Raw genomic sequence first — 19,850 nt, 5'->3', positions numbered from 1 at the left:
CGCTCACTGCGCGGGCGTCTCGCCCTGCTGCTGCGGCACGTCGGCTCCGTCGCTGCTCTGCGAGGTGCTCGGAGTGGGCGTCGGGGTCGGCGTGGGCGTGGACTTGTCCCCGCCGGTCCCGGAACCGCTGCCCGAGCCGTTGTCGTGCCCGCTTTGCGAGTCCTCGCTCGCGCTGGGCGTGGGACTCTCGGTGCCGCCCTTAGGTGCCCCACTGCCGTCCTGCGGTGTGCCGCTCTGGGTCCCGGAGCTGCTGCTGTCCGAGGGCTCCTGCGAGGTGCTCGGCACGGGGGTGTCGTCGTTGCGGGGCGAGGGGGCGCCTCCGCCGGTGAAGGCCTCGCGGAGCGTGGTCCGCTGGCCGTCACCGCTGAAACTCTGCCCGGAGGCGAGCTCGTACGTCGTGATGCCGCCCATGGTCACTCCGAAGACCACGGCAGCGGCGACGAGGGGCCGCTTCCAGCTCCGCACGCGCGCGCGGTGCGTGGTCCCTTCGGTGAACTCGTCGGGGAGTCCGTCGATGGGCCCACCGGTGAACCAGTCGGTGGACCCGTCGCCCAAGTCGCCCGGCGGAAGCGGCAGTTCCGGACCACCGGCCCCTGCCCCAGCCCCGGCCCTGAGCAACCGGGTCTTCTCCGGATCGCCACCGCCGACGCCTGCGTTCATGAGCTGGGTCCGGTCCGGATCGCCACCGCCGGCCTTCAGGAGCTGCGTCCGTTCAGGATCACCTCGGCCTGCCGTGAGGAGCTGCGTCCGATCCGGGTCACCCCCGTCGGCCATGAGGAGCTGCGTCCGATCCGGATCGCCGCCACCCGCCTTGAGGACCCGCGTCCGCTCTGCGTCCAGCGCCGACAGGACAGTCGTCGCGTCGGCGTCCTGTGCCGGTGCGCCGCCCATCCCCCAGGTCGTCGTCCTCGGGAGCACGTCCGTCCGCATCGCCGTCGTGGCCGCGGGCGGCGTCACGGAAGCGGCGGCCACGTCGGACCGGAAGGTCTCCGGTACCGGGCGCCCGTCCTCCGTCACCGGGACCTGCCGGCCCTTCGGTATCGCCTGACCCGCGACATCACGTATCTGCTCGCCCGTGCGCCGGAAGAAGTGCTGGAAGAGCGAGCCGCCGCAGGTGGCCAGCACGCTCACCACTCCCGCGCCCACGATCGTCCCGTACACACCGAGCCCGGCGGCCAGCTTGGCCGCCACCACGGCGGCCACGGCGCTGCCCGCCACCTGGGGCAGACTCAGGTCGAGCCGCTTCCCCTTGGGCTTTTCTTGTGCATCCTGGGAGGTTTCCGGCTTCTCACCCATCTCCGGCCCTTGCCTGCCTTTCTCGACTTACTTCACGAGATAGGGACGGATGCACGAAGTGATTAGTTCCGTTTCGGGGGATTCCGTGAAACACGCCACGCTCATGAACCCCGAACGAGGGATGCCCCGTACCCAACTCCCGTCCCCCATGAGAACTTCGATGGCGTGCCGGTCCACCCGAGTGGCCCGAATGGAGTACCGTTGCGAGCCCTGGGTCCGGTCTCCCGTCAGGGTGCCCGGGGCCTTCCAGGACCGCCGGGAGGGGGTTCGTTGCACAGGGTGACGGGCTCGGTCACTTAGCGTTGCGAACAGGTAACCGTGCCATAACGGCGATCCAGGGCCAAGGCCCGACACGCCGGGCAACTCGGCAAGGTTGTGGCAGGCTGCACCCGGGCAGGCCACACTCGACTAGCGGAAGCAGCGACGCACGTGACGTCGGCAGGCACCACCCGGGAGGTCCCCATGCCCGAACTGCGTGTCGTGGCCGTCTCTAACGACGGCACACGGCTGGTGCTGAAGGCTGCGGACAGCACGGAGTACACGCTTCCGATCGATGAGCGCCTCCGGGCCGCCGTGCGCGGCGACCGTCCGCGCCTCGGCCAGATCGAGATCGAGGTGGAGAGCCATCTCCGCCCCCGTGACATCCAGGCGCGTATACGTGCCGGTGCCTCCGCCGAGGAGGTGGCCCAGCTCGCCGGCATCCCCGTCGACCGTGTGCGCCGCTTCGAGGGCCCTGTCCTCGCGGAGCGCGCCTTCATGGCCGAGCGGGCCAGGAAGACCCCCGTACGCCGCCCCGGCGAGAACGCGGGCCCCCAGCTGGGCGAGGCGGTGCAGGAGCGTCTGGTGCTGCGCGGCGCCGACAGGGAGACCATCCAGTGGGACTCCTGGCGTCGCGACGACGGCACCTGGGAAGTCCTGCTCGTCTACCTGGTCGCGGGTGAGCCGCACTCGGCGAGCTGGACGTACGACCCGCCCCGGCGGCTCGTCCAGGCCGTCGACGACGAGGCGCGCTCGCTCATCGGCGAGACCGACGACATCGCCGCGCCGGAACCCAGCTTTCCGTTCGTGCCGCGCATCGCGAGGCTGCCCCGCGACCGCCCGCTCGACCGGGCCCTCGACCGGCAGTTGGAGCGTCCCGCGCCGCCGGCCCCCGCACCGGAGATCACCGACGAGAGCCCGACGGCTGTCTCCGCCGCCGAGCGTGACTCGCTGACCAGCCTTCTGGAAGCCGTACCCAGCTACCGCGGCGACATCGTGGTCCCCGAGCGACCCGCGTTGCCCGCACCCGAGCCCGTCACGGACGAGCCGGAGCCCGTCGAGGCGGAGGAGCCCCCGGCTCCCGCCGCGTCCGCGGGAGCCGGTTCCGCCTACGCGGACGTCCTCATGCCCCGCAGCGTCGCGGGACACCGGGACCGTCTCACCGGCACCACCGACCGCCAGGCCGAGGCCGACGGGGTCCGTCCCGGGCGGCGCGCGGCCGTGCCGAGCTGGGACGAGATCGTCTTCGGCACCCGCCGCAAGAAGCAGGACTGACCAGCCGCGAGCCGTACGGAGAAGCCGAGGCTCACGCAGAACACGAGCCGTACGCAGAAGAGGCCCGCACCACATCGGCGCGGGCCTCTCGCGTCCTCAACTCCCAAGGCCCTACTGAGGATCGGGGCCGGTCGCCACGGGGCGCGACTCGTCCGAGGACCACTCGGACCACGAACCGACGTACAGCGCCGCGTCGATGCCCGCCACCGCGAGGGCGAGCACCTCGTGGGCGCCCGAGACGCCGGAGCCGCAGTACACGCCCACCTCTCCCGAATCCCCGGACGCGCCAAGGGACTTGAAGCGGGAGGCGAGGGCGTCGGCGGGCAGGAAGCGGCCGTCCTGTGCCACGTTCTCCGACGTCGGGGCGGACACCGCGCCCGGGATGTGGCCGCCGACGCGGTCGATCGGCTCCACGTCGCCCCGGTAGCGCTCGGCGGCGCGGGCGTCGAGCAGGACCCCCGAGCGGGCCAGCGCGGCCGCCCCGTCGGCGTCCAGGAGCCCCACGGCGCCCGGCGCGGGATCGAAGGTGCCCGGCACGGGCGACGGCACCGCGGTCTCCAGCGGGCCCTCCCACGCGCCGAGACCGCCGTCGAGCACTCGCACGGACGGGTGACCCGTCCAGCGCAGCATCCACCAGGTGCGCGCGGCGGCCCAGCCCTGCCCGCCGTCGTACACGACCACGTCCCGGTCGGCCGACACACCGGTACGCCGCATCACGGCGCCGAAGGACGCGACGTCCGGCAGCGGATGCCGGCCGGACGCTCCGGCCGGTCCCGCGAGGTCGGCGTCGAGATCGACGTAGACCGCGCCGGGGATGTGTCCGGCCTCGTACGCGGCCCGCCCGTCGAAGGCCGGGGCCCCCGCGGCCTTGGCCACGCTCAGCTGCCAGCGGACGTCGAGGATGACCGGCGGGTTTTCGCCCGCCGACTCGCTCGCGAGTTCGGTTGCGGAGATGATGGCATTCATGAGGGCCATCCTTGCTCATGCTCTGGCCCGAGCGCCGTCGGTCGGCTAGCGTGCACGATCGACTACCGAGCGTTGACCGACCGGACATCGCGAGGCCATGGCGCGGCATTGGATACGGACATCTCACCGGGCATCCTCGTGCGAGGAGTCCGTCCGTGGCGGCGCGGCCGACGAGCGTCGCGCGGCACGGAATGCCAGCATCAGCTCGGGCGCGTTGCGACACGTGATTTTGTTCCGAGGAGAGAGTGACGATGACCGAGGCAGCAGCCAGGCGCGCGCCGGGCACCCCCTGCTGGGTGAGTCTCATGGTGCACGGCATGGCGGCGACCCAGGAGTTCTACGCGGCTTTGTTCGGCTGGGAGTTCCGGCCGGGACCGCAGCAGCTCGGCCCCTACGTGCGGGCCCTGCTCGACGGTCATGAGGTGGCCGGGATCGGGCAGATGCCGCCCGACCGCCACCTGCCCGTCGCCTGGACCCCGTACCTCGCCTCGGACGACGTGGACGCCACGTCCGAGAGCATCCGCCACTGCGGCGGCACCGTCGGCGTCGGCCCGCTCGACGCCGGGGAGGCGGGCCGGATGGCCATCGCGTCGGACCCGGCGGGCGCGGTGTTCGGCATCTGGCAGGCGGCCGAGCATCTGGGGATGGCGCTCACCGGAGTGCCGGGGGCGCCCGCGTGGAACGAGCTGGTGACCCAGGAGACCGCCAGCGTCGCCAAGTTCTACGAGGTGACCTTCGGCTACGAGGAAGAGGCCGTCGTCTCCGCCGACTTCGACTATCTGACGCTGCATCTGAACGGCAGCCCGGTGGCGTCGGTGCACGGAGTGGGCCAGGCGCTCCCGCGCGACCGGGGCGCGCACTGGATGACGTACTTCGAGGTGGCGGACGTCGACGAGTCGGTGGCCCTGGTCGAGGAGCTCGGCGGCCACGTCCTGAAGCCCGCGCGCGACGACTCCCAGGGCCGCCTGGCGACGGTCGCGGACCCGGAGGGCGCGGTGTTCACCCTCGTACGGTCGGCGCCGCGCGAGGAGGACCAGAGGCCCTAGGGCCTGGCGGACGTCAGCGGCGAGTCAGGCCGAAGCGACCGGCAGCACTTCGGGAGACAGGGCCGCCGCGTGGGCCGTGGCGCTTGTCAGCTGCTTGCGGTGGTGGCGGCGGCACAGGACCTCGTAGCCGACCTCGTCGTCGCTGCGGTCGACGTCCCCGACGACGACCTGGGCGCCCTCGACGACCATCCGGCCGCCGACCGTGCGGGCGTTGTGCGTGGCGCGGGCGCCGCACCAGCACAGGGCCTCGACCTGGAGGACCTCTACGCGGTCGGCGAGTTCGACCAGGCGCTGGGAGCCGGGGAACAGCTTGGACCGGAAGTCGGTCGTGATGCCGAAGGCGTAGACGTCGAGGCCCAGGTCGTCGACGACGCGGGCGAGCTGGTCGATCTGGGCGGGCGCGAGGAACTGCGCCTCGTCCGCGATGACGTAGTCCACGCGGCCGCCCTGGGACAGCTGGTCGACGACGTACGCGTACACGTCGAGCTCGTCGGCGACCTCGACGGCGTCGGTGACGAGGCCGAGGCGCGAGGAGAGCTTGCCCTCACCGGCCCGGTCGTCGCGCGTGAGGATCATTCCCTTGAGGCCGCGCGACGAGCGGTTGTGCTCTATCTGGAGAGCCAAGGTGCTCTTTCCGCAGTCCATCGTTCCGGAGAAGAACACGAGCTCGGGCATGGGGAGTTGAGGACCTTTCCGCGGTGGTGGGGACGATCAGGAGCGTACTTCGAGCAGCGGTACGAGCTGCTCGGCGGGGGTCATCGAGCCGTGGTTGCCGACCATGGCCGACTCCTTGGGCTCCCGCTCCGAGGCGATGATCACCACGTCGTCGTGGGCGGCCGCGATGACGTCGCCCAGGCGCGCGTAGACCCGTTCGTCGATGTGCGGGCCGAACCAGCCGGCCTCGATCGCCTCGTCCCGGCTCGCGATCCAGAACTGCTCGCCGAGCACCTCGCGCCACACGGTCAGGACGTCGGACTCGGCACCCGGCACCGCGTAGACGTGGCGGGCGCGGCCCTCGCCGCCGAGGAGGGCCACGCCGGCGCGCAGCTCCCAGTCCTCGTCGAAGTCGATGCGCGACTCCTCGTCGAACGGGATGTCGATCATGCCGTGGTCGGCCGTGATGTAGAGGGCGCTGCGCGGCGGGAGCTGCTCGGCGAGGCGCTGGGCGAGGCGGTCCACGTACATGAGCTGGCCGCGCCACGGGTCGGAGTCGACGCCGAAGCGGTGGCCCTTGCCGTCGACCTCGCTGTAGTACGTGTACACCAACGACCGGTCACCCGCCGCCAGTTGCTCGGCGGCCAGGTCCATGCGGTCCTCGCCGGAGAGGCGCCCGCGGAAGGTGCCGCCGCTGAGGGCGATCTTCGTGAGAGGCGTCGACTCGAACGCAGGGGCGGAGACCTGTGCGGTGTGCACACCGGCCTCGTGGGCGCGCTGGAAGATCGTCGGGTAGGGCTGCCAGACGTGCGGCTGGGTCCAGGGGATCCAGCGGAGCTGGTTCATCAGCTCGCCGGTGTCCGGATTGCGGACCGTGTAGCCGGGAAGGCCGTGCGCGCCGGGCGGCAGGCCCGTGCCGACGGAGGCGAGCGAGGTCGCGGTGGTCGCCGGGTAGCCCGCGGTGATCGGGCGGCCCGTGCCGCCGCGGGAGGAGGCGAGGAGCGAGGTCAGGAACGGGGCCTCGTCCGGGTGGGCCTGGAGCTGCTGCCAGCCGAGCCCGTCGATCAGAAACACGCACGCGCGGTCGGCGGGCGCGAGCTCGGGTATCGCCGCAGCGCAGTCGGGGACGCCCAGGTGGGAGCCGAGGGTGGGCAGCAGGTCGGCGAGGGAGCCGGCGCCGTACTCGGGCACGGGGGCGGACCGGACGGCGAGAGGCTCCACGTCGTCCCAGGCGGGCGTGGCCATCAGCGCGCTGTCGCCGCGGTCGCCTCGGACAGGGACTGGGCGAAGGCGAGGGTCTGACGGACGGTGTCGGGGCCGTCCCCGGTCTCGCTGACACGCAGGCTCAGGTCGTCGGCGGTCGAGCTGCCCGTGTATCCGTGGTCCGCCTCGCAGTTGGGGTCGCCGCAGGCCGCGGGCTCCAGGTCGATGCGGGCGACGGCGCCCCAGCCGATGGTCAGGACGACCTCGCGGGGCAGGGTGCCCGGGACGTACTTCTCCGGGTTGGCGACGACGCGGCTGAGCACGACCGACGAGATCCGGCCGAGCTTCACGGATTCGGTGGACGTCGTGGCGTACGGCGTCGGCGACGTGGTGTCGGCGGCCTGCTCGTCGGTGTGGCTGACGATGAAGCGGGTGCCGGTGAGGACGAGCACGGTGACGTGCCTGCGCACCTCGTTCGAGTCGAAGGTGGTCTCCTGGTGGACCAGATACGACCCGATGGGTTCGCCGCCGACCGCGGCCTCCACCGCCTCGGCCACGAGGGCCGGGTAGTAGCCGCTGCGCTCGATCGCCGCGCGGAGCCCTTGGGTCGTCGTACTGGTCTTGGCCATGAGGTCCATCCTAGAGCCTGCCGTCACACTGGCGGCCTTCGCCCGGATGGCGGGCCGGGCCGGCTCCGGTGCGTGCGATCGCGAAGCGGAGGAGGGAATCGGCGCGGGGCGTCGGTGACCGACGACAACGCCGTGGGCGTGCGTGCCGGAGCCCGCCCGGCGGACGCCGCTGTGACGGCAGGCTCGTCAGCCCGGTGGAGGGCTCGCGGTGCGCCTGTGGAAGGGCATGGGAAACACCCGTATGTGGGGCTCGTCTCACCCGGCCCGCTCAGTACGCGGGCAGGGTGCGCGGGCCGAGGTCGTCACGGGCGGGCGGCGGGGCGAGCCGTATCGAGGCGCCGAGGACCGAGAGGCCGCTCTGGGCGACGACGACGGGCTCCAGGGAGACGGCGACGACCTCGGGATGATCGTCCACGAGCCGCGAGACCCGCTGCAGCACCTCTTCGAGCGCGGCCGTGTCGACCGGTGCGGAGCCGCGCCAGCCGAAGAGCAGGGGCGCTGTCTTGATGCCCCTGACGATCGACTGGGCGTCCCGGTCGGTGACCGGAATCAGCCGGTGCGCGGTGTCGCCGAGCAGCTCGGACGCGGCGCCCGCGAGCCCGAAGGAGAGGACCGCGCCGGCTGCCGGATCGATGACCGCGCGGACGACGGTGTCGACGCCGCGGGGTGCCATGGCCTGGACCACGGGCCGCAGCTCCTCGGGCTTGCCGAGCGTCTCGGACAGCTCTTCGTAGGCGCGGCGCAGCTCCCCCTCGTTCGCCAGGTCGAGGCGTACTCCCCCGAGGTCGGCTCGGTGGCGCAGGTGCGGGGCGGTCGTCTTGAGGGCGACGGGGTAGCCGAGGGTGCGCGCGGCGGCGGCCGCCTCGTCGGCTCCGGGGGCGGGCAGGGTCTGCCGTACGTCGATGCCGTAGCGGGCGAGGAGGGCGCGGGCGTCCTCGGGGGCGAGCTCGGCGCCGCGCGGGTCGTCGTCCTTGGCGAGGAGCGCGGTGATGACCTCGGCGGCGCCCGTCTCGTCGATGCCGTCGTACTCGGGGACCTTGCCGGGCTCCGCCGCGTCGCGCCGCCACTGGGCGTACTTGACGGCTTCGGAGAGGGCGCGGACGGCGCGCTCGGCTGCGGGGTAGGCGGGGATGAGCGCGGGCGTCGGGGCGGGCTCGTCCGTGGGCGGGCGTCCGGCCGGGGGGCCGCCGGGGGTCCTGGCGAGCGCGCGGGGGCCGGTGCTGGTGGCCGCGGAGAGCGCCTCGGCGAGGCCGCCGAGCTCCACGTGCACGACCAGGACGGGCTTGGTGGGGGTACCGGCGGCGGCCGAACTCAGGGCCTCGGCGAGCGCCGCGTCCTCGGCGGTCGACTCCCCCACCGCCGGCATCGCCGTGACGACGACCGCGTCGCACTTGTCGTCCGCGAGCGCCTCGGTCAGCGCTGCGTGGAAGTCCTCGGCGGACGCCGCGGTCGTCAGGTCCCGCGGCGGCTTCGGCCGCAGGCCCTCGGAGAGGCAGACGTCGTACGTGAGGAGGCCCAGCGACTCCGAGTTCCCGAGGATCGCCACGCGGGGGCCCGGCGGGAGGGGCTGGCGGGCCAGCAGCAGGCCGGTGTCGACGAGTTCGGTGATGGTGTCCACGCGGATGACACCCGCCTGGCGCAGCAGGGCGGAGACGGTGGCGTACGGCAGGCGCGTGGCGTTGACCGCGTGGCCGAGGGGCGCGATGCCGCTGTGCCGGGCGCCCTGCACCACGACGAGGGGCTTCGCGGCCGCCGTGCGGCGGGCGAGGCGGGTGAACTTGCGCGGGTTTCCGATGGATTCGAGGTACATCAGGGCGACGTCCGTGTCGGGGTCGTCGTACCAGTACTGGAGTACGTCGTTCCCGGACACGTCCGCGCGGTTGCCGGCGGAGACGAACGTCGACACACCCGTCACTCCGGTCACGCCGCCGCCGCGCCGCTGGAGGCGGGCGAGCAGTGCGATGCCGATGGCCCCGGACTGGGCGAACAGGCCCATGCGGCCGGCGCGCGGCATCTCGGGCGCGAGCGACGCGTTGAGCCGCACCTCGGGCGAGGTGTTGATGAGGCCGAAGGCGTTCGGCCCGATGAGGCGCATGCCGTACGAGCGGGCCTGGCGCACCAGTTCGCGCTGGCGGGCGCGGCCCTCGCTGCCGGTCTCGGCGTATCCGGCGGAGACCACGACGATCCCCTGCACGCCGCGCTCCCCGCACTCGGCGACGACTTCGGGGACGTACCGCGCGGGGACGGCGACGACGGCGAGGTCGACGGGCTCGGCGGAGTCGATGCCGTGGACGGAGCGGTGGGCGGGGACCCCGTCCAGGTCGCGCAGGTCGTCGGGGAACGCCCTGTTCACGGCGTGGAGACGGCCGGTGAAGCCGGCGTCGCGGAGGTTGTCGAGGACGCTGCGGCCCACTCCCCCGGGCGTGCGGCCCACGCCGATGACGGCGACGGATCCGGGAGCGAGGAGCCGGTGCACCGAGCGCGCCTCGGCGCGCTGCTCGCGGGCGCGCTGCACGGCGAGCGAGGCCTCGGTGGGTTCGAGGTCGAACTCCAGGCGGACGACGCCGTCCTCGAAGTGGCGCTTCTGGGTGTATCCGGCGTCCGTGAACACCTTGATCATCTTGGTGTTGGCGGGCAGGACCTCGGCGGCGAAGCGGCGGATCTCCCGCTCGCGGGCGACGGCGGCGATGTGCTCCAGGAGCGCGGACGCGACGCCTCTGCCCTGGTGGGCGTCCTGCACGAGGAAGGCGACCTCGGCCTCGTCGGCGGGGGCGGAGGCGGGCATTCCCTGGGCGTTGATGCGGTCGTAGCGGACGGTCGCGATGAACTCGCCGCCCACGGTGGCCGCGAGGCCCACCCGGTCCACGTAGTCGTGATGGGTGAAGCGGTGGACGTCCTTGGCGGACAGGCGCGGGTACGGCGCGAAGAAGCGGTAGTACTTCGACTCGTCGGAGACCTGCTCGTAGAAGTTCGTGAGCCGCTCGGCGTCGTCGGTGGTGATGGGCCTGATGCGCGCGGTGCCGCCGTCGCGCAGCACCACGTCTGCTTCCCAGTGGGCGGGGTATGCGTGCCGGTCCGACGGGGTCTGCATGGGGCAAGCGTACGGCTCGGCGGTGACAGTCGTACGGGTCGCGGCGCGAGCGGGCCGAAGGCACGCTATGAGGGCCGACGGGCGTGTGCGGACGGCACGTAGGACCCACATCGGGCACGTCCACCGATGTGGGAGACTGGTCTAGACAACCGTGAGAATCCTGAAGGGCAGCATCACATGGCTGAGCGCCGCGTCAACGTCGGCTGGGCCGAGGGCCTTCACGCCCGCCCCGCCTCCATCTTCGTCCGCGCGGCCACGGCTGCCGGCGTCCCCGTGACGATCGCCAAGATCGACGGCACCCCCGTCAACGCCGCCTCCATGCTCGCGGTGCTCGGCCTGGGTGCCGGCGGCGGCGAGGAGATCGTCCTGTCCTCCGACGCCGAGGGTGCGGACATCGCGCTCGACCGTCTGGCCAAGCTGGTCGCCGAGGGGCTCGAGGAGCTTCCCGAGACCGTCTAGTACGGGCCGGTGCGGGGTCGCTCAATGCTGACCCGTGCCGGGTCTCTGGATTCTTGGGCGCCGTTTACCGCTCGCAGGAGATCGCGCCACATAAAGGGTCTGTTCGGATTTTCCGAGCAGACCCTTTTGCTTTCCACGAACCTGTCCCCGTAATTTCGGGGCAGCGGAAATAGAGCCCCTCCAAATGGGCCGCCCTCTTTGTATACGGCGCCTCTGTTAATGCTGGAGCCCCGCCGTGTTGACGGGATGTTGCGAAGTCCTCACACGGCCACCCGTACGAGGGGCGCGCAGGCGGTGAGCGGCCATTGCGCGCTCCGTGTGCTGCGCCGTGAGCGCCCGCGCGCGCTCCACGTCACCGCGCGCCACGGCGTCCACGATCACCCCGTGCTCGGCCCAGGAGTCGGCGGGGTGCTCGGGCTGCTCGACGGTGTACATCCACGCGATCTTGTGGCGGAGCTGCGTGAGCATCGTGATCAGCCCCGGGCTGGCGGACGCCTGCGCCAGCGTCTCGTGGAACCAGCCGCCGAGCGAGCGCAGATCCTCGCTCCGACCTCGCCTGGAGCGCTCCTGGCCCAGCCTGACCAGGCCCCGCAGCACCTTCAGGTGCGCCTCGGTGCGGCGCTGCGCGGCGCGGGCCGCGGCGAGCGGTTCGAGGAGCATCCGGATCTCCAGCTGGTCCGCCGCCTCCTGCGTGGTGGGTTCGGCGACGCACGCGCCCGCGTGCCGGCGAGTGACGACGAAGCCCTCGGCCTCCAGGGTGCGCAGCGCCTCGCGCACGGGCACGCGGGAGACGCCGTAGCGGCGGGCGAGGACCTCCTCGGTGAGTCTGCCGCCGCGCTCGTAGACACCGGAGACGATGTCGTCGCGGATCGCCGTGCATACCGAGTGCGCCGGAATGCGCATGAACCGACCTCCGCCTTAATCCCCGCGAAACGCGGTAGACAGTCGCTCTACAGCGCGATTGCAATCCGTTCAGCGCGCTTGCCCAGCGACTCTATTCCAGCGGGCGCGAATTTCCGACGGCAGGCCGTAATCCATGGATATTTTTTGGACAGCGCCGCCGGGAACGAACGAGCCGGTCCGGTGACGAGCGCGGCCGGTGACGCCGAAAGCCCCGGCTCGGCGAGCCGGGGCTTTCGATGTGTTGTCGCGAGTACGCGGCGAGGGTCAGACGTTGACGCCGTGCGCGCGCAGGTACGCGACGGGGTCGATGTCCGAGCCGTACTCGGGGCTCGTGCGCGCCTCGAAGTGGAGGTGCGGGCCCGTGACGTTGCCGGTCGCCCCGGAGAGGCCTATCTGCTGGCCCGGGGTGACCGTCTGGCCGACGGAGACGCCGATGGACGACAGGTGGCCGTACTGCGTGTACGTGCCGTCGTTCATCTTGATGACGATGTTGTTGCCGTAGGCGCCGCCCCAGCCGGCCTCCACGACCGTGCCCGCGCCCACGGCGTGGACCGAGGTGCCGCTGGCGGCGTGGAAGTCGATGCCGGTGTGGCTGCCGGAGGACCACAGGCCGCTGCTGGCCTTGTACGCGGTCGACACGTACGAGCCGGTGACGGGCATGACGAAGGCGTTCAGGCGCTTGCGCTCGGCCGCACGGGCGGCGCGCTCCTTGGCCTCGCGCTCGGCCTTGGCCTTGGCGGCGGCCTCACGCCGGTCCTCCTCGGCCTTCTTCTTGGCCGCGGCCTCGGCCTTCTTCTTCGCGGCGGCCTTGTCGGCGGCCTGCTGCTGGGCGGCGGCCTGCGCGTCGATCTGCTCCGCGAGGGAGTCACCGATGGAGATGGCCTTGGTCAGGCCGGTCTGCTCGAGAGACGCGTCGTCAGCGGCGAGGGCGGGGGCGGCGAGGCCTCCGATGACACCGGTCGTGGTGAGCGCGGCGACGCCGGCGACCTGCGCGGTGGTACGCGTGAGACGGCTCGGGCGACGGTGCTTCCCGGTGGCACGGGTGAACGCCATGGAGTGGCTGATCCTTTCCTTCCTTCTCGCCTACCGGGTTAGCTGACGGGTTCGGAGCAGGAAGGTCTCCTACGGACCCCCTTCGGGGAAGGGCGTCCGATTCACCCCAGGGACGGTGGGTCCCCGGCTCCCCCGGCTCGCGCCTTGGGGGACTCGGCGATGACTGTCCGGCGCCGCGGGCGCGGCGTACATCTGGCGGACAGCCGGACCGACGCTAAGCGGGGCATCTTTCAATCAACAAACGGAACCGGGCTTTTGTAGCGCATGCCACAGGGCAGACAGGCAACCACTGGTTCAATTCGGACATAAAGGGGCCCCGGTGGTCATCTCGCCCACCGGGGCCCCTCGTTGCACACCGGTCACGGTCAGCCCGTGACGACGGTCACCTCTCCGATACCGAGCGCCCTGACGGGCTCCTCGATCTGCGCGGCGTCACCGACGAGCACCGTCACCAGACGGTCCATCGGGAAGGCGCTCACGACGGCCGCGGTGGCCTCCACGGTGCCCGTCGCGGCGAGCCGCCGGTACATCTGCGCCTGGAAGTCGTCCGGCAGGTGCTGCTCGACCTGGTCGGCGAGCGTCCCCGCGACGGCCGCGGCGGTCTCGAACTTGAGCGGGGCGACGCCCACCAAGTTCTGTACGGCCACGTCCCGTTCGGCGTCGGTGAGGCCCTCGGCGGCGAGCGTGCGCAGCACCTTCCAGAGGTCGTCCAGCGCCGGACCCGTGTTCGGCGTGTCCACGGAGCCGCTGATGGCGAGCATCGCGGCGCCCGTCCCGTCCGGCGCCGAGCGCAACACCTGGCCGAACGCCCGTACGCCGTAGGTGTATCCCTTCTCCTCTCGCAGGACGCGGTCCAGGCGGGAGGTGAGGGTGCCGCCCAGGCAGTACGTGCCGAGCACCTGCGCCGGCCACACCCGGTCGTGCTTGTCGGCGCCGACGCGACCGATCAGGATCTGCGTCTGCACCGCGCCCGGCCGGTCGACGATGACGACCCGGCCGGTGTCGTCGGCCGTCACGGGCGGTACGGGGCGCGGCTCGGCCGTGTTCCCCGTCCAGGCGCCCAGCGTGTCCGCGAGCAGCGCGTCGAGGTCGAGGCCCGCGAGGTCGCCCACCACGACCGCGGTGGCCGTGGCCGGGCGCACGTGCCGGTCGTAGAAGGCGCGTACGGCCGCCGCGTCGATGGCCGCGACGGTCTCCTCGGAGCCCTGGCGCGGGCGGGACATGCGCGCGGTGGCCGGGAAGAGCTGCTTCGAGAGCTCCTTGGCGGCGCGGCGGCCGGGGTTCGCCGTCTCGTGCGGGATCTCGTCGAGCCGGTTGCGCACGAGACGTTCGATCTCGCTGTCCGCGAAGGCGGGTGCCCTGAGGGCGTCGGCGAGCAGGCCGAGCGCCTTCGGCAGTCGGGAGACGGGGACCTCCAGGGAGACCCGTACGCCGGGGTGGTCGGCGTGCGCGTCGAGGGTGGCGCCGCAGCGCTCCAGCTCGGCGGCGAACTCCTCGGCGGCGAGCTTGTCGGTGCCCTCGGAGAAGGCCCTCGCCATGATGGTGGCGACGCCGTCGAGCCCGGCGGGCTCGGCCTCCAGGGGAGCTTCGAGGTTGATCTCGATGGCGACGACCTGCTGGCCCGGGCGGTGGCAGCGCAGCACCGTCAGGCCGTTGTCGAGGGTGCCGCGCTCGGGCGCGGGGAACGCCCACGGCCGCGCCGTGCCGGCCTGGGGCTGCGGGTGGAAGTCCATGGTCGCGAGCTCGGTCACTTGCCGGCCTCCTCGTCTGCGGTCTCGTCCGTGGTCGCTGCGGCGGTCTCGTCGGCCTCTTCGGGGGCCGTGGGCTCGTAGACGAGCACCGCGCGGTTGTCGGGGCGCAGATGGGCCTGGGCCACCTCCTGGACCTCCTCGGCGGTGATGTCGAGGACGCGCTGGACGGCGGTCAGGGCGAGCTGCGGGTCGCCGAACAGGACGGCGAACCTGCACAGTTCGTCGGCGCGGCCCGAGACCGTGCCGAGCCGGTCGAGCCACTCGCGCTCCAACTGGGCCTGCGCGCGCTCCATTTCCTCCGGAGTGGGACCGTCGGCGGCGAACCGCGCGAGCTCCTCGTCGACGGCCTCCTCGATCACCGGGACCTCGACGTCGCCGGACGTCTTCACGTCCAGCCACCCCACGGAGGGCGCCCCCGCGAGCCTCAGGAGACCGAACCCGGCGGCGACGGCGGTCTGGTCGCGGCGGACGAGACGGTTGTAGATCCGGGACGACTCGCCGCCGCCGAGGACCGTCAGGGCCAGGTCGGCCGCGTCGCACGCGCGCGAGCCGTCCTGCGGCAGCCGGTAGGCGGCCATCAGCGCGCGGGCCGGGACCTCCTCCTCGACGACCTCGCGCACGCCCTCGCCGATCCGGTCGGGCAGGGCGCCGTCGCGCGGGGGCTGCTTGCCGTCGTGGCGCGGGATGGAGCCGAAGTACTTCTCGACCCAGGCCAGCGTCTGCTCGGGGTCGATGTCCCCGACGACCGAGAGGACGGCGTTGTTCGGGGCGTAGTACGTACGGAAGAAGTTCCGCGCGTCCTCCAGGGTGGCCGCGTCCAGGTCGGCCATGGAGCCGATGGGCGTGTGGTGGTACGGGTGGCCCTCCGGGTACACGAGGGCGGTCAGCTTCTCGAACGCGGTCCCGTACGGAACGTTGTCGTAGCGCTGGCGGCGCTCGTTCTTGACGACGTCGCGCTGGTTCTCCATCGACTCCTCGTCGAGCGCGGCGAGGAGGGAGCCCATCCGGTCGGCCTCCAGCCAGAGCGCGAGCTCCAGCTGGTGGGTCGGCATGGTCTCGAAGTAGTTGGTGCGCTCGAAACTCGTCGTCCCGTTCAGCGAGCCGCCGGCGCCCTGCACCAGCTCGAAGTGCCCGTTCCCGTGGACCTGCTTCGAGCCCTGGAACATCAGGTGCTCGAAGAGGTGAGCCAGGCCCGTGCGGCCCTTGACCTCGTGGCGCGAGCCGACGTCGTACCAGAGGCAGACGGCTGCGACCGGGGTGAGGTGGTCCTCGGAGAGCACCACGCGCAGCCCGTTGTCGAGGCGGTGCTCGGTCGCTGTCAGGCCGCCGGAGCCGGCCTCGGCGGTGGCCGTGTGACCCATGGGCATGTACGTCCCTTCGATCGCGGAACTATCGCGGAAACTGCAGATGTGCTGCCAGTTCTGCCACTGTATGCAAGCGTTCTGACGCCTGGCGAAGTTCCCGCACTGGGTACGCCGAGAGCGAGCACCGAACGCCGTACGGACGGGTCGCGGTCGGCGTTGTCAGTGGGGCGGTCCACAATGGTGCGCGTCAGATTCTCGTACATGCCCCGGCAGCATCTGTGAAGGAGCCGCAGCAGCGATGGCCCGCCGCAGCACGAAGACCCCGCCTCCCGACGACTTCGAGGAGCGGATCCTCGACATTGACGTTGTCGACGAAATGCAGGGCTCCTTCCTCGAGTACGCCTACTCGGTGATCTACTCCCGGGCCCTGCCGGACGCCCGTGACGGCATGAAGCCCGTCCACCGGCGCATCGTCTACCAGATGAACGAGATGGGCCTGCGCCCCGACCGCGGCTATGTGAAGTGCGCCCGGGTCGTCGGCGAGGTCATGGGTAAGTTGCACCCGCACGGAGACGCGTCGATCTACGACGCCCTGGTGCGGCTCGCCCAGCCCTTCTCGATGCGCCTCCCCCTGGTCGACGGCCACGGGAACTTCGGCTCCCTGGGGAACGACGACCCGCCGGCCGCCATGCGGTACACCGAGTGCCGGATGGCCCCCGCGACGTCGCTGATGACGGAGTCGATCGACGAGAACACGGTCGACTTCGGGCCGAACTACGACGGCCAGGAGCAGGAGCCCGCAGTCCTGCCGGCCGCCTACCCGAACCTCCTGGTCAACGGCGCGTCCGGCATCGCCGTCGGCATGGCGACGAACATGCCGCCGCACAATCTCGGCGAGGTCATCGCCGCCGCCCGCCACCTGATCAGGCACCCGGGCGCCGACCTCGAGACGCTCATGAAGTTCGTCCCGGGACCCGACCTGCCGACCGGCGGCCGGATCGTCGGCCTGTCCGGCATCAAGGACGCCTACGAGTCGGGCCGCGGCACCTTCAAGATCCGCGCCACGGTCTCCGTGGAGGACGTGACGGCGCGCCGCAAGGGCCTCGTCGTCACCGAACTGCCCTTCGCGGTGGGCCCCGAGAAGGTCATCGCGAAGATCAAGGACCTGGTCGGCTCGAAGAAGCTCCAGGGCATCGCGGACGTCAAGGACCTCACCGACCGCCAGCACGGCCTGCGCCTGGTCATCGAGATCAAGAACGGCTTCGTGCCGGAGGCCGTCCTGGAGCAGCTCTACAAGCTGACGCCGATGGAGGAGTCCTTCGGCATCAACAACGTGGCGCTGGTCGACGGCCAGCCCCTGACGCTCGGCCTCAAGGAGCTCCTGGAGGTCTATCTCGACCACCGCTTCGAGGTCGTGCGCCGCCGCAGCGAGTTCCGCCGCACGAAGAAGCAGGACCGGCTGCATCTGGTCGAGGGCCTCCTCGTCGCGCTGGTGGACATCGACGAGGTCATCCGCCTCATCCGCTCCAGCGACAACTCCGCGCAGGCGAAGGAGCGCCTGATGGAGCGCTTCTCGCTGAGCGAGATCCAGACGCAGTACATCCTGGACACGCCGCTGCGCCGCCTCACCAGGTTCGACCGCATCGAGCTGGAGACGGAGCGCGACCGGCTCAACGGCGAGATCGACGAGCTGACCGGGATCCTCGACTCCGACGCCGAGCTGCGCAAGCTCGTTTCGGCCGAACTGGCAGCGGTCGCGAAGAAGTTCGGCACCGAGCGCCGCACCGTGCTCCTGGAGTCGGCGGGCACGGCGGTCACCGCGGTGCCGCTCCAGGTCGCCGACGACCCGTGCCGCGTACTCCTGTCGTCCACGGGCCTCCTGGCGCGCACGGCGACCGCCGACCCGTTCGGGGACGACGAGGACGCCCGGCGCACCAAGCACGATGTGATCGTCTCCGCGGTCCCGGCGACGGCGCGCGGCGAGATCGGCGCGATCACGTCCACGGGCCGCCTGTTGCGGCTCAACGTCATCGACCTGCCGCAGCTTCCGGAGACGGCCTCGGCGCCGAACCTCTCCGGAGGCGCGCCCGTCACGGAGTTCCTGTCGTCGCTGGAGGCGGACGAGAAGGTGGTCTGCCTGACCACCCTCGACGAGTCGTCCCCCGGCCTGGCGATCGGCACCGAGCAGGGCGTGGTCAAGCGCGTCGTGCCCGACTACCCGACGAACAAGGACGAGTTGGAGGTCATCGGCCTCAAGGACGGTGACCGCATCGTCGGTGCCGTGGAGCTGCGCACCGGCGAGGAGGACCTGGTCTTCATCACGGACGACGCGCAGTTGCTCCGCTACCAGGCCTCGCAGGTACGTCCGCAGGGCCGGGCCGCGGGCGGTATGGCGGGCATCAAGCTGGCCGACGGCGCCAAGGTGATCTCGTTCACCGCCGTCGATCCGGCGGTGGACGCGATCGTCTTCACGGTGGCGGGGTCGCGCGGCACGCTCGACGACTCCGTCCAGACGACGGCGAAGCTCACCCCGTTCGACCAGTACCCGCGCAAGGGCCGGGCCACGGGCGGCGTGCGCTGCCAGCGCTTCCTGAAGGGCGAGGACTGCCTGAGCCTGGGCTGGGCGGGCCCGACACCGGCCCGCGCGGCGCAGAAGAACGGCACCCCGGCCGAGCTGCCCGAGGTCGACCCGCGCCGCGACGGCTCGGGCGTCTCCCTCGCGAAGACGGTCTCGGTGGTGGCCGGGCCGGTCTAGAGCCTTTCGTTGTCCTGCGGTTCCTGTACGTATCTCAGGACGCCCCACATGCTGTGCTCGTCGGCATAGGTGTGCGGGGCGTCCTGGGCGCAGGCGGTCAGTTCCTTGCTCAGCCGCGGGGCGTCGATCCCGGCCCCGATGAGGACGAGCCCACTGAGGCGCGGCTCCCCGGGCGCCCAGGGCTCCGGCGAGAACCGCAGGAACCGACCGACGGCATGCACGGTGTACTTGTTGCGCGTGTCGGCCGCGCCGAAGTCGACGTACCCCTTGATGCGGTAGAGCCCCTCGGGCCTGCTGTCGAGGAACGCCATCAACCGGCGTGGATCGAGCGGCACTTCGGACTCGACGGAGACACTGTCGTAGGCGGAGTGCAGATGGCCGTCGTGCTCGTCATGCACGTCGTGCTCGTCTCCGCCCGCACTGTCGCCGTCGTGCCGATGGAGGTCGTCGAACGACAACTGGCCGATCCGCTCGCGCGTCGGCCGGCAGTCGAAGAGAAACTCGGGGTCCACGCGCGCGTACGTCGCGGGAACGACCGCTGCGCCTCCGGCCAGCCCGCGCACGCGCTCCAGGACACGCTGGTACTCGCTCTCCGGGACCCGGTCGGCCTTGTTGACCACCACGAGGTCGGCGATGACCAGATGCCGGTCGAGCTCGGGGTGTTGCTCCCGCGTCGTGTCGAACTCGACGGCGTCGACGACCTCGACCAGACCGCCGTACACGATCCGCGGATTCTCGCTGGCGAGCACCATGCGCACGAGCTCCTGCGGTTCGGCGAGCCCGCTCGCCTCGATCACGATCACATCGATGCCGTTGCGGGCCGACGGCCGGGTGAGCCGGTCCAGGTACTCGTCGAGCTCGCTCGCGTCGACGGCGCAGCACAGGCACCCGTTGCCGAGGGAGACGGTGGAGTCGCCGAGCTGCCCGGCGACGGCCATGGCGTCGATCTCGATGGAGCCGAAGTCATTGACGATCGCGCCGATCCGCGTGCCGCCACTGTGGTGCAGCAGATGGTTCAGCAGGGTGGTCTTGCCGGAGCCCAGGAACCCGGCGAGGACGACGACCGGGATCTGCTGCGGAAGCTCCTGCCTCGGCTGACTCAACGCGCGACCTCTCTCACACACCGACGCGTCCACGGACGCGCAGACCGGCGTTCTTACGACGAATGAATGCCGCCCCAGGATACGAGCGCGTAGAAACACCGCGA

At 71.7% G+C, this 19,850-nt stretch carries 15 protein-coding genes and 1 riboswitch; of the genes, 4 read left to right on the top strand and 11 right to left on the bottom strand.

Annotated features, from left to right (window positions below):
* Positions 1-3: 3 nt before the first annotated feature.
* Positions 4-1,296 carry a hypothetical protein gene (locus tag LGI35_RS32235; RefSeq protein WP_227297811.1) on the bottom strand — a complete coding sequence of 431 codons (1,293 nt, stop codon included), beginning with the start codon at positions 1,294-1,296 and terminating at the stop codon, positions 4-6.
* 462 nt (positions 1,297-1,758) lie between these two features.
* Here LGI35_RS32235 and sepH point away from each other — a divergent pair, with 462 nt between their 5' ends.
* Positions 1,759-2,829: a septation protein SepH gene (gene sepH, locus LGI35_RS32230; RefSeq protein WP_227297810.1), complete on the top strand. Its 1,071-nt coding sequence runs from the start codon at positions 1,759-1,761 to the stop codon at positions 2,827-2,829.
* A gap of 111 nt (positions 2,830-2,940) precedes the next feature.
* Here sepH and LGI35_RS32225 read toward each other — a convergent pair whose 3' ends face one another.
* Complete coding sequence (locus LGI35_RS32225; protein WP_227297809.1) at positions 2,941-3,795, bottom strand: sulfurtransferase; 855 nt, start codon at positions 3,793-3,795, stop codon at positions 2,941-2,943.
* Positions 3,796-4,046: 251 nt separating this feature from the next.
* Here LGI35_RS32225 and LGI35_RS32220 point away from each other — a divergent pair, with 251 nt between their 5' ends.
* Positions 4,047-4,841, top strand: a complete 795-nt coding sequence (locus tag LGI35_RS32220) for a VOC family protein (RefSeq protein WP_227297808.1) — start codon at positions 4,047-4,049, stop codon at positions 4,839-4,841.
* 24 nt (positions 4,842-4,865) lie between these two features.
* Here the strand turns inward: LGI35_RS32220 and LGI35_RS32215 are convergent, their stop codons facing one another.
* The 4 genes from LGI35_RS32215 to LGI35_RS32200 form a co-directional block, all read right to left on the bottom strand.
* Positions 4,866-5,516: a thymidine kinase gene (locus LGI35_RS32215; protein WP_227297807.1), complete on the bottom strand. Its 651-nt coding sequence runs from the start codon at positions 5,514-5,516 to the stop codon at positions 4,866-4,868.
* 36 nt (positions 5,517-5,552) lie between these two features.
* The gene (locus LGI35_RS32210; protein WP_227297806.1) at positions 5,553-6,740 is read right to left on the bottom strand and encodes an alkaline phosphatase family protein; all 1,188 of its coding nucleotides are present in this window, start codon (positions 6,738-6,740) and stop codon (positions 5,553-5,555) included.
* Positions 6,740-7,327 (bottom strand): DUF5998 family protein, encoded by a 588-nt coding sequence (locus tag LGI35_RS32205; protein WP_116513360.1) that lies wholly within the window; start codon positions 7,325-7,327, stop codon positions 6,740-6,742. Before LGI35_RS32205 ends, LGI35_RS32210 begins: the two co-directional genes overlap by 1 nt.
* Before the next feature lie 268 nt (positions 7,328-7,595).
* The gene (locus tag LGI35_RS32200; RefSeq protein ID WP_227297805.1) at positions 7,596-10,418 is read right to left on the bottom strand and encodes a bifunctional acetate--CoA ligase family protein/GNAT family N-acetyltransferase; all 2,823 of its coding nucleotides are present in this window, start codon (positions 10,416-10,418) and stop codon (positions 7,596-7,598) included.
* 177 nt (positions 10,419-10,595) lie between these two features.
* Here LGI35_RS32200 and LGI35_RS32195 point away from each other — a divergent pair, with 177 nt between their 5' ends.
* Entirely contained in the window at positions 10,596-10,877 is a 282-nt protein-coding gene (locus tag LGI35_RS32195) for an HPr family phosphocarrier protein (protein ID WP_227297804.1), read from the top strand.
* A gap of 216 nt (positions 10,878-11,093) precedes the next feature.
* Here LGI35_RS32195 and LGI35_RS32190 read toward each other — a convergent pair whose 3' ends face one another.
* The 4 genes from LGI35_RS32190 to LGI35_RS32175 form a co-directional block, all read right to left on the bottom strand.
* Complete coding sequence (locus tag LGI35_RS32190) at positions 11,094-11,780, bottom strand: GntR family transcriptional regulator (RefSeq protein ID WP_227297803.1); 687 nt, start codon at positions 11,778-11,780, stop codon at positions 11,094-11,096.
* A 264-nt stretch (positions 11,781-12,044) separates the two neighbouring features.
* On the bottom strand, positions 12,045-12,833 hold the full coding sequence (locus LGI35_RS32185) for a M23 family metallopeptidase (protein ID WP_227297802.1): 789 nt from the start codon (positions 12,831-12,833) through the stop codon (positions 12,045-12,047).
* Positions 12,834-12,846: 13 nt separating this feature from the next.
* Positions 12,847-13,002: riboswitch (cyclic di-AMP (ydaO/yuaA leader) on the bottom strand.
* A 196-nt stretch (positions 13,003-13,198) separates the two neighbouring features.
* Positions 13,199-14,584 carry a M16 family metallopeptidase gene (locus LGI35_RS32180; protein WP_227297801.1) on the bottom strand — a complete coding sequence of 462 codons (1,386 nt, stop codon included), beginning with the start codon at positions 14,582-14,584 and terminating at the stop codon, positions 13,199-13,201.
* Positions 14,581-15,945: a M16 family metallopeptidase gene (locus LGI35_RS32175; RefSeq protein ID WP_227300611.1), complete on the bottom strand. Its 1,365-nt coding sequence runs from the start codon at positions 15,943-15,945 to the stop codon at positions 14,581-14,583. The genes LGI35_RS32180 and LGI35_RS32175 overlap by 4 nt, the downstream gene beginning before the upstream one ends.
* 241 nt (positions 15,946-16,186) lie before the next feature.
* Between LGI35_RS32175 and LGI35_RS32170 the strand changes: the two genes are divergently transcribed.
* A complete protein-coding gene (locus LGI35_RS32170) occupies positions 16,187-18,643 on the top strand; it encodes a DNA gyrase/topoisomerase IV subunit A (protein WP_227297800.1) in 2,457 nt (818 codons plus the stop codon).
* Here LGI35_RS32170 and LGI35_RS32165 read toward each other — a convergent pair.
* Positions 18,640-19,746 (bottom strand): CobW family GTP-binding protein, encoded by a 1,107-nt coding sequence (locus tag LGI35_RS32165; RefSeq protein WP_227297799.1) that lies wholly within the window; start codon positions 19,744-19,746, stop codon positions 18,640-18,642. The two genes, LGI35_RS32170 and LGI35_RS32165, sit on opposite strands and share 4 nt — an antisense overlap.
* Positions 19,747-19,850: the final 104 nt, after the last annotated feature.

Source organism: Streptomyces longhuiensis, from assembly GCF_020616555.1.
Taxonomy (GTDB): domain Bacteria; phylum Actinomycetota; class Actinomycetes; order Streptomycetales; family Streptomycetaceae; genus Streptomyces; species Streptomyces longhuiensis.
This window is presented reverse-complemented; position numbering and strand designations above follow the sequence as displayed.

Excerpts from the sequence above, each read along its gene's own strand:
- LGI35_RS32235 (WP_227297811.1), bottom strand. The coding sequence starts at position 1,296 with ATGGGTGAGAAGCCGGAAACCTCCCAGGATGCACAAGAAAAGCCCAAG.
- sepH (WP_227297810.1), top strand. The coding sequence starts at position 1,759 with ATGCCCGAACTGCGTGTCGTGGCCGTCTCTAACGACGGCACACGGCTG.
- LGI35_RS32225 (WP_227297809.1), bottom strand. The coding sequence starts at position 3,795 with ATGAATGCCATCATCTCCGCAACCGAACTCGCGAGCGAGTCGGCGGGC.
- LGI35_RS32220 (WP_227297808.1), top strand. The coding sequence starts at position 4,047 with ATGACCGAGGCAGCAGCCAGGCGCGCGCCGGGCACCCCCTGCTGGGTG.
- LGI35_RS32215 (WP_227297807.1), bottom strand. The coding sequence starts at position 5,516 with ATGCCCGAGCTCGTGTTCTTCTCCGGAACGATGGACTGCGGAAAGAGC.
- LGI35_RS32210 (WP_227297806.1), bottom strand. The coding sequence starts at position 6,740 with ATGGCCACGCCCGCCTGGGACGACGTGGAGCCTCTCGCCGTCCGGTCC.
- LGI35_RS32205 (WP_116513360.1), bottom strand. The coding sequence starts at position 7,327 with ATGGCCAAGACCAGTACGACGACCCAAGGGCTCCGCGCGGCGATCGAG.
- LGI35_RS32200 (WP_227297805.1), bottom strand. The coding sequence starts at position 10,418 with ATGCAGACCCCGTCGGACCGGCACGCATACCCCGCCCACTGGGAAGCA.
- LGI35_RS32195 (WP_227297804.1), top strand. The coding sequence starts at position 10,596 with ATGGCTGAGCGCCGCGTCAACGTCGGCTGGGCCGAGGGCCTTCACGCC.
- LGI35_RS32190 (WP_227297803.1), bottom strand. The coding sequence starts at position 11,780 with ATGCGCATTCCGGCGCACTCGGTATGCACGGCGATCCGCGACGACATC.
- LGI35_RS32185 (WP_227297802.1), bottom strand. The coding sequence starts at position 12,833 with ATGGCGTTCACCCGTGCCACCGGGAAGCACCGTCGCCCGAGCCGTCTC.
- LGI35_RS32175 (WP_227300611.1), bottom strand. The coding sequence starts at position 15,945 with ATGGGTCACACGGCCACCGCCGAGGCCGGCTCCGGCGGCCTGACAGCG.
- LGI35_RS32170 (WP_227297800.1), top strand. The coding sequence starts at position 16,187 with ATGGCCCGCCGCAGCACGAAGACCCCGCCTCCCGACGACTTCGAGGAG.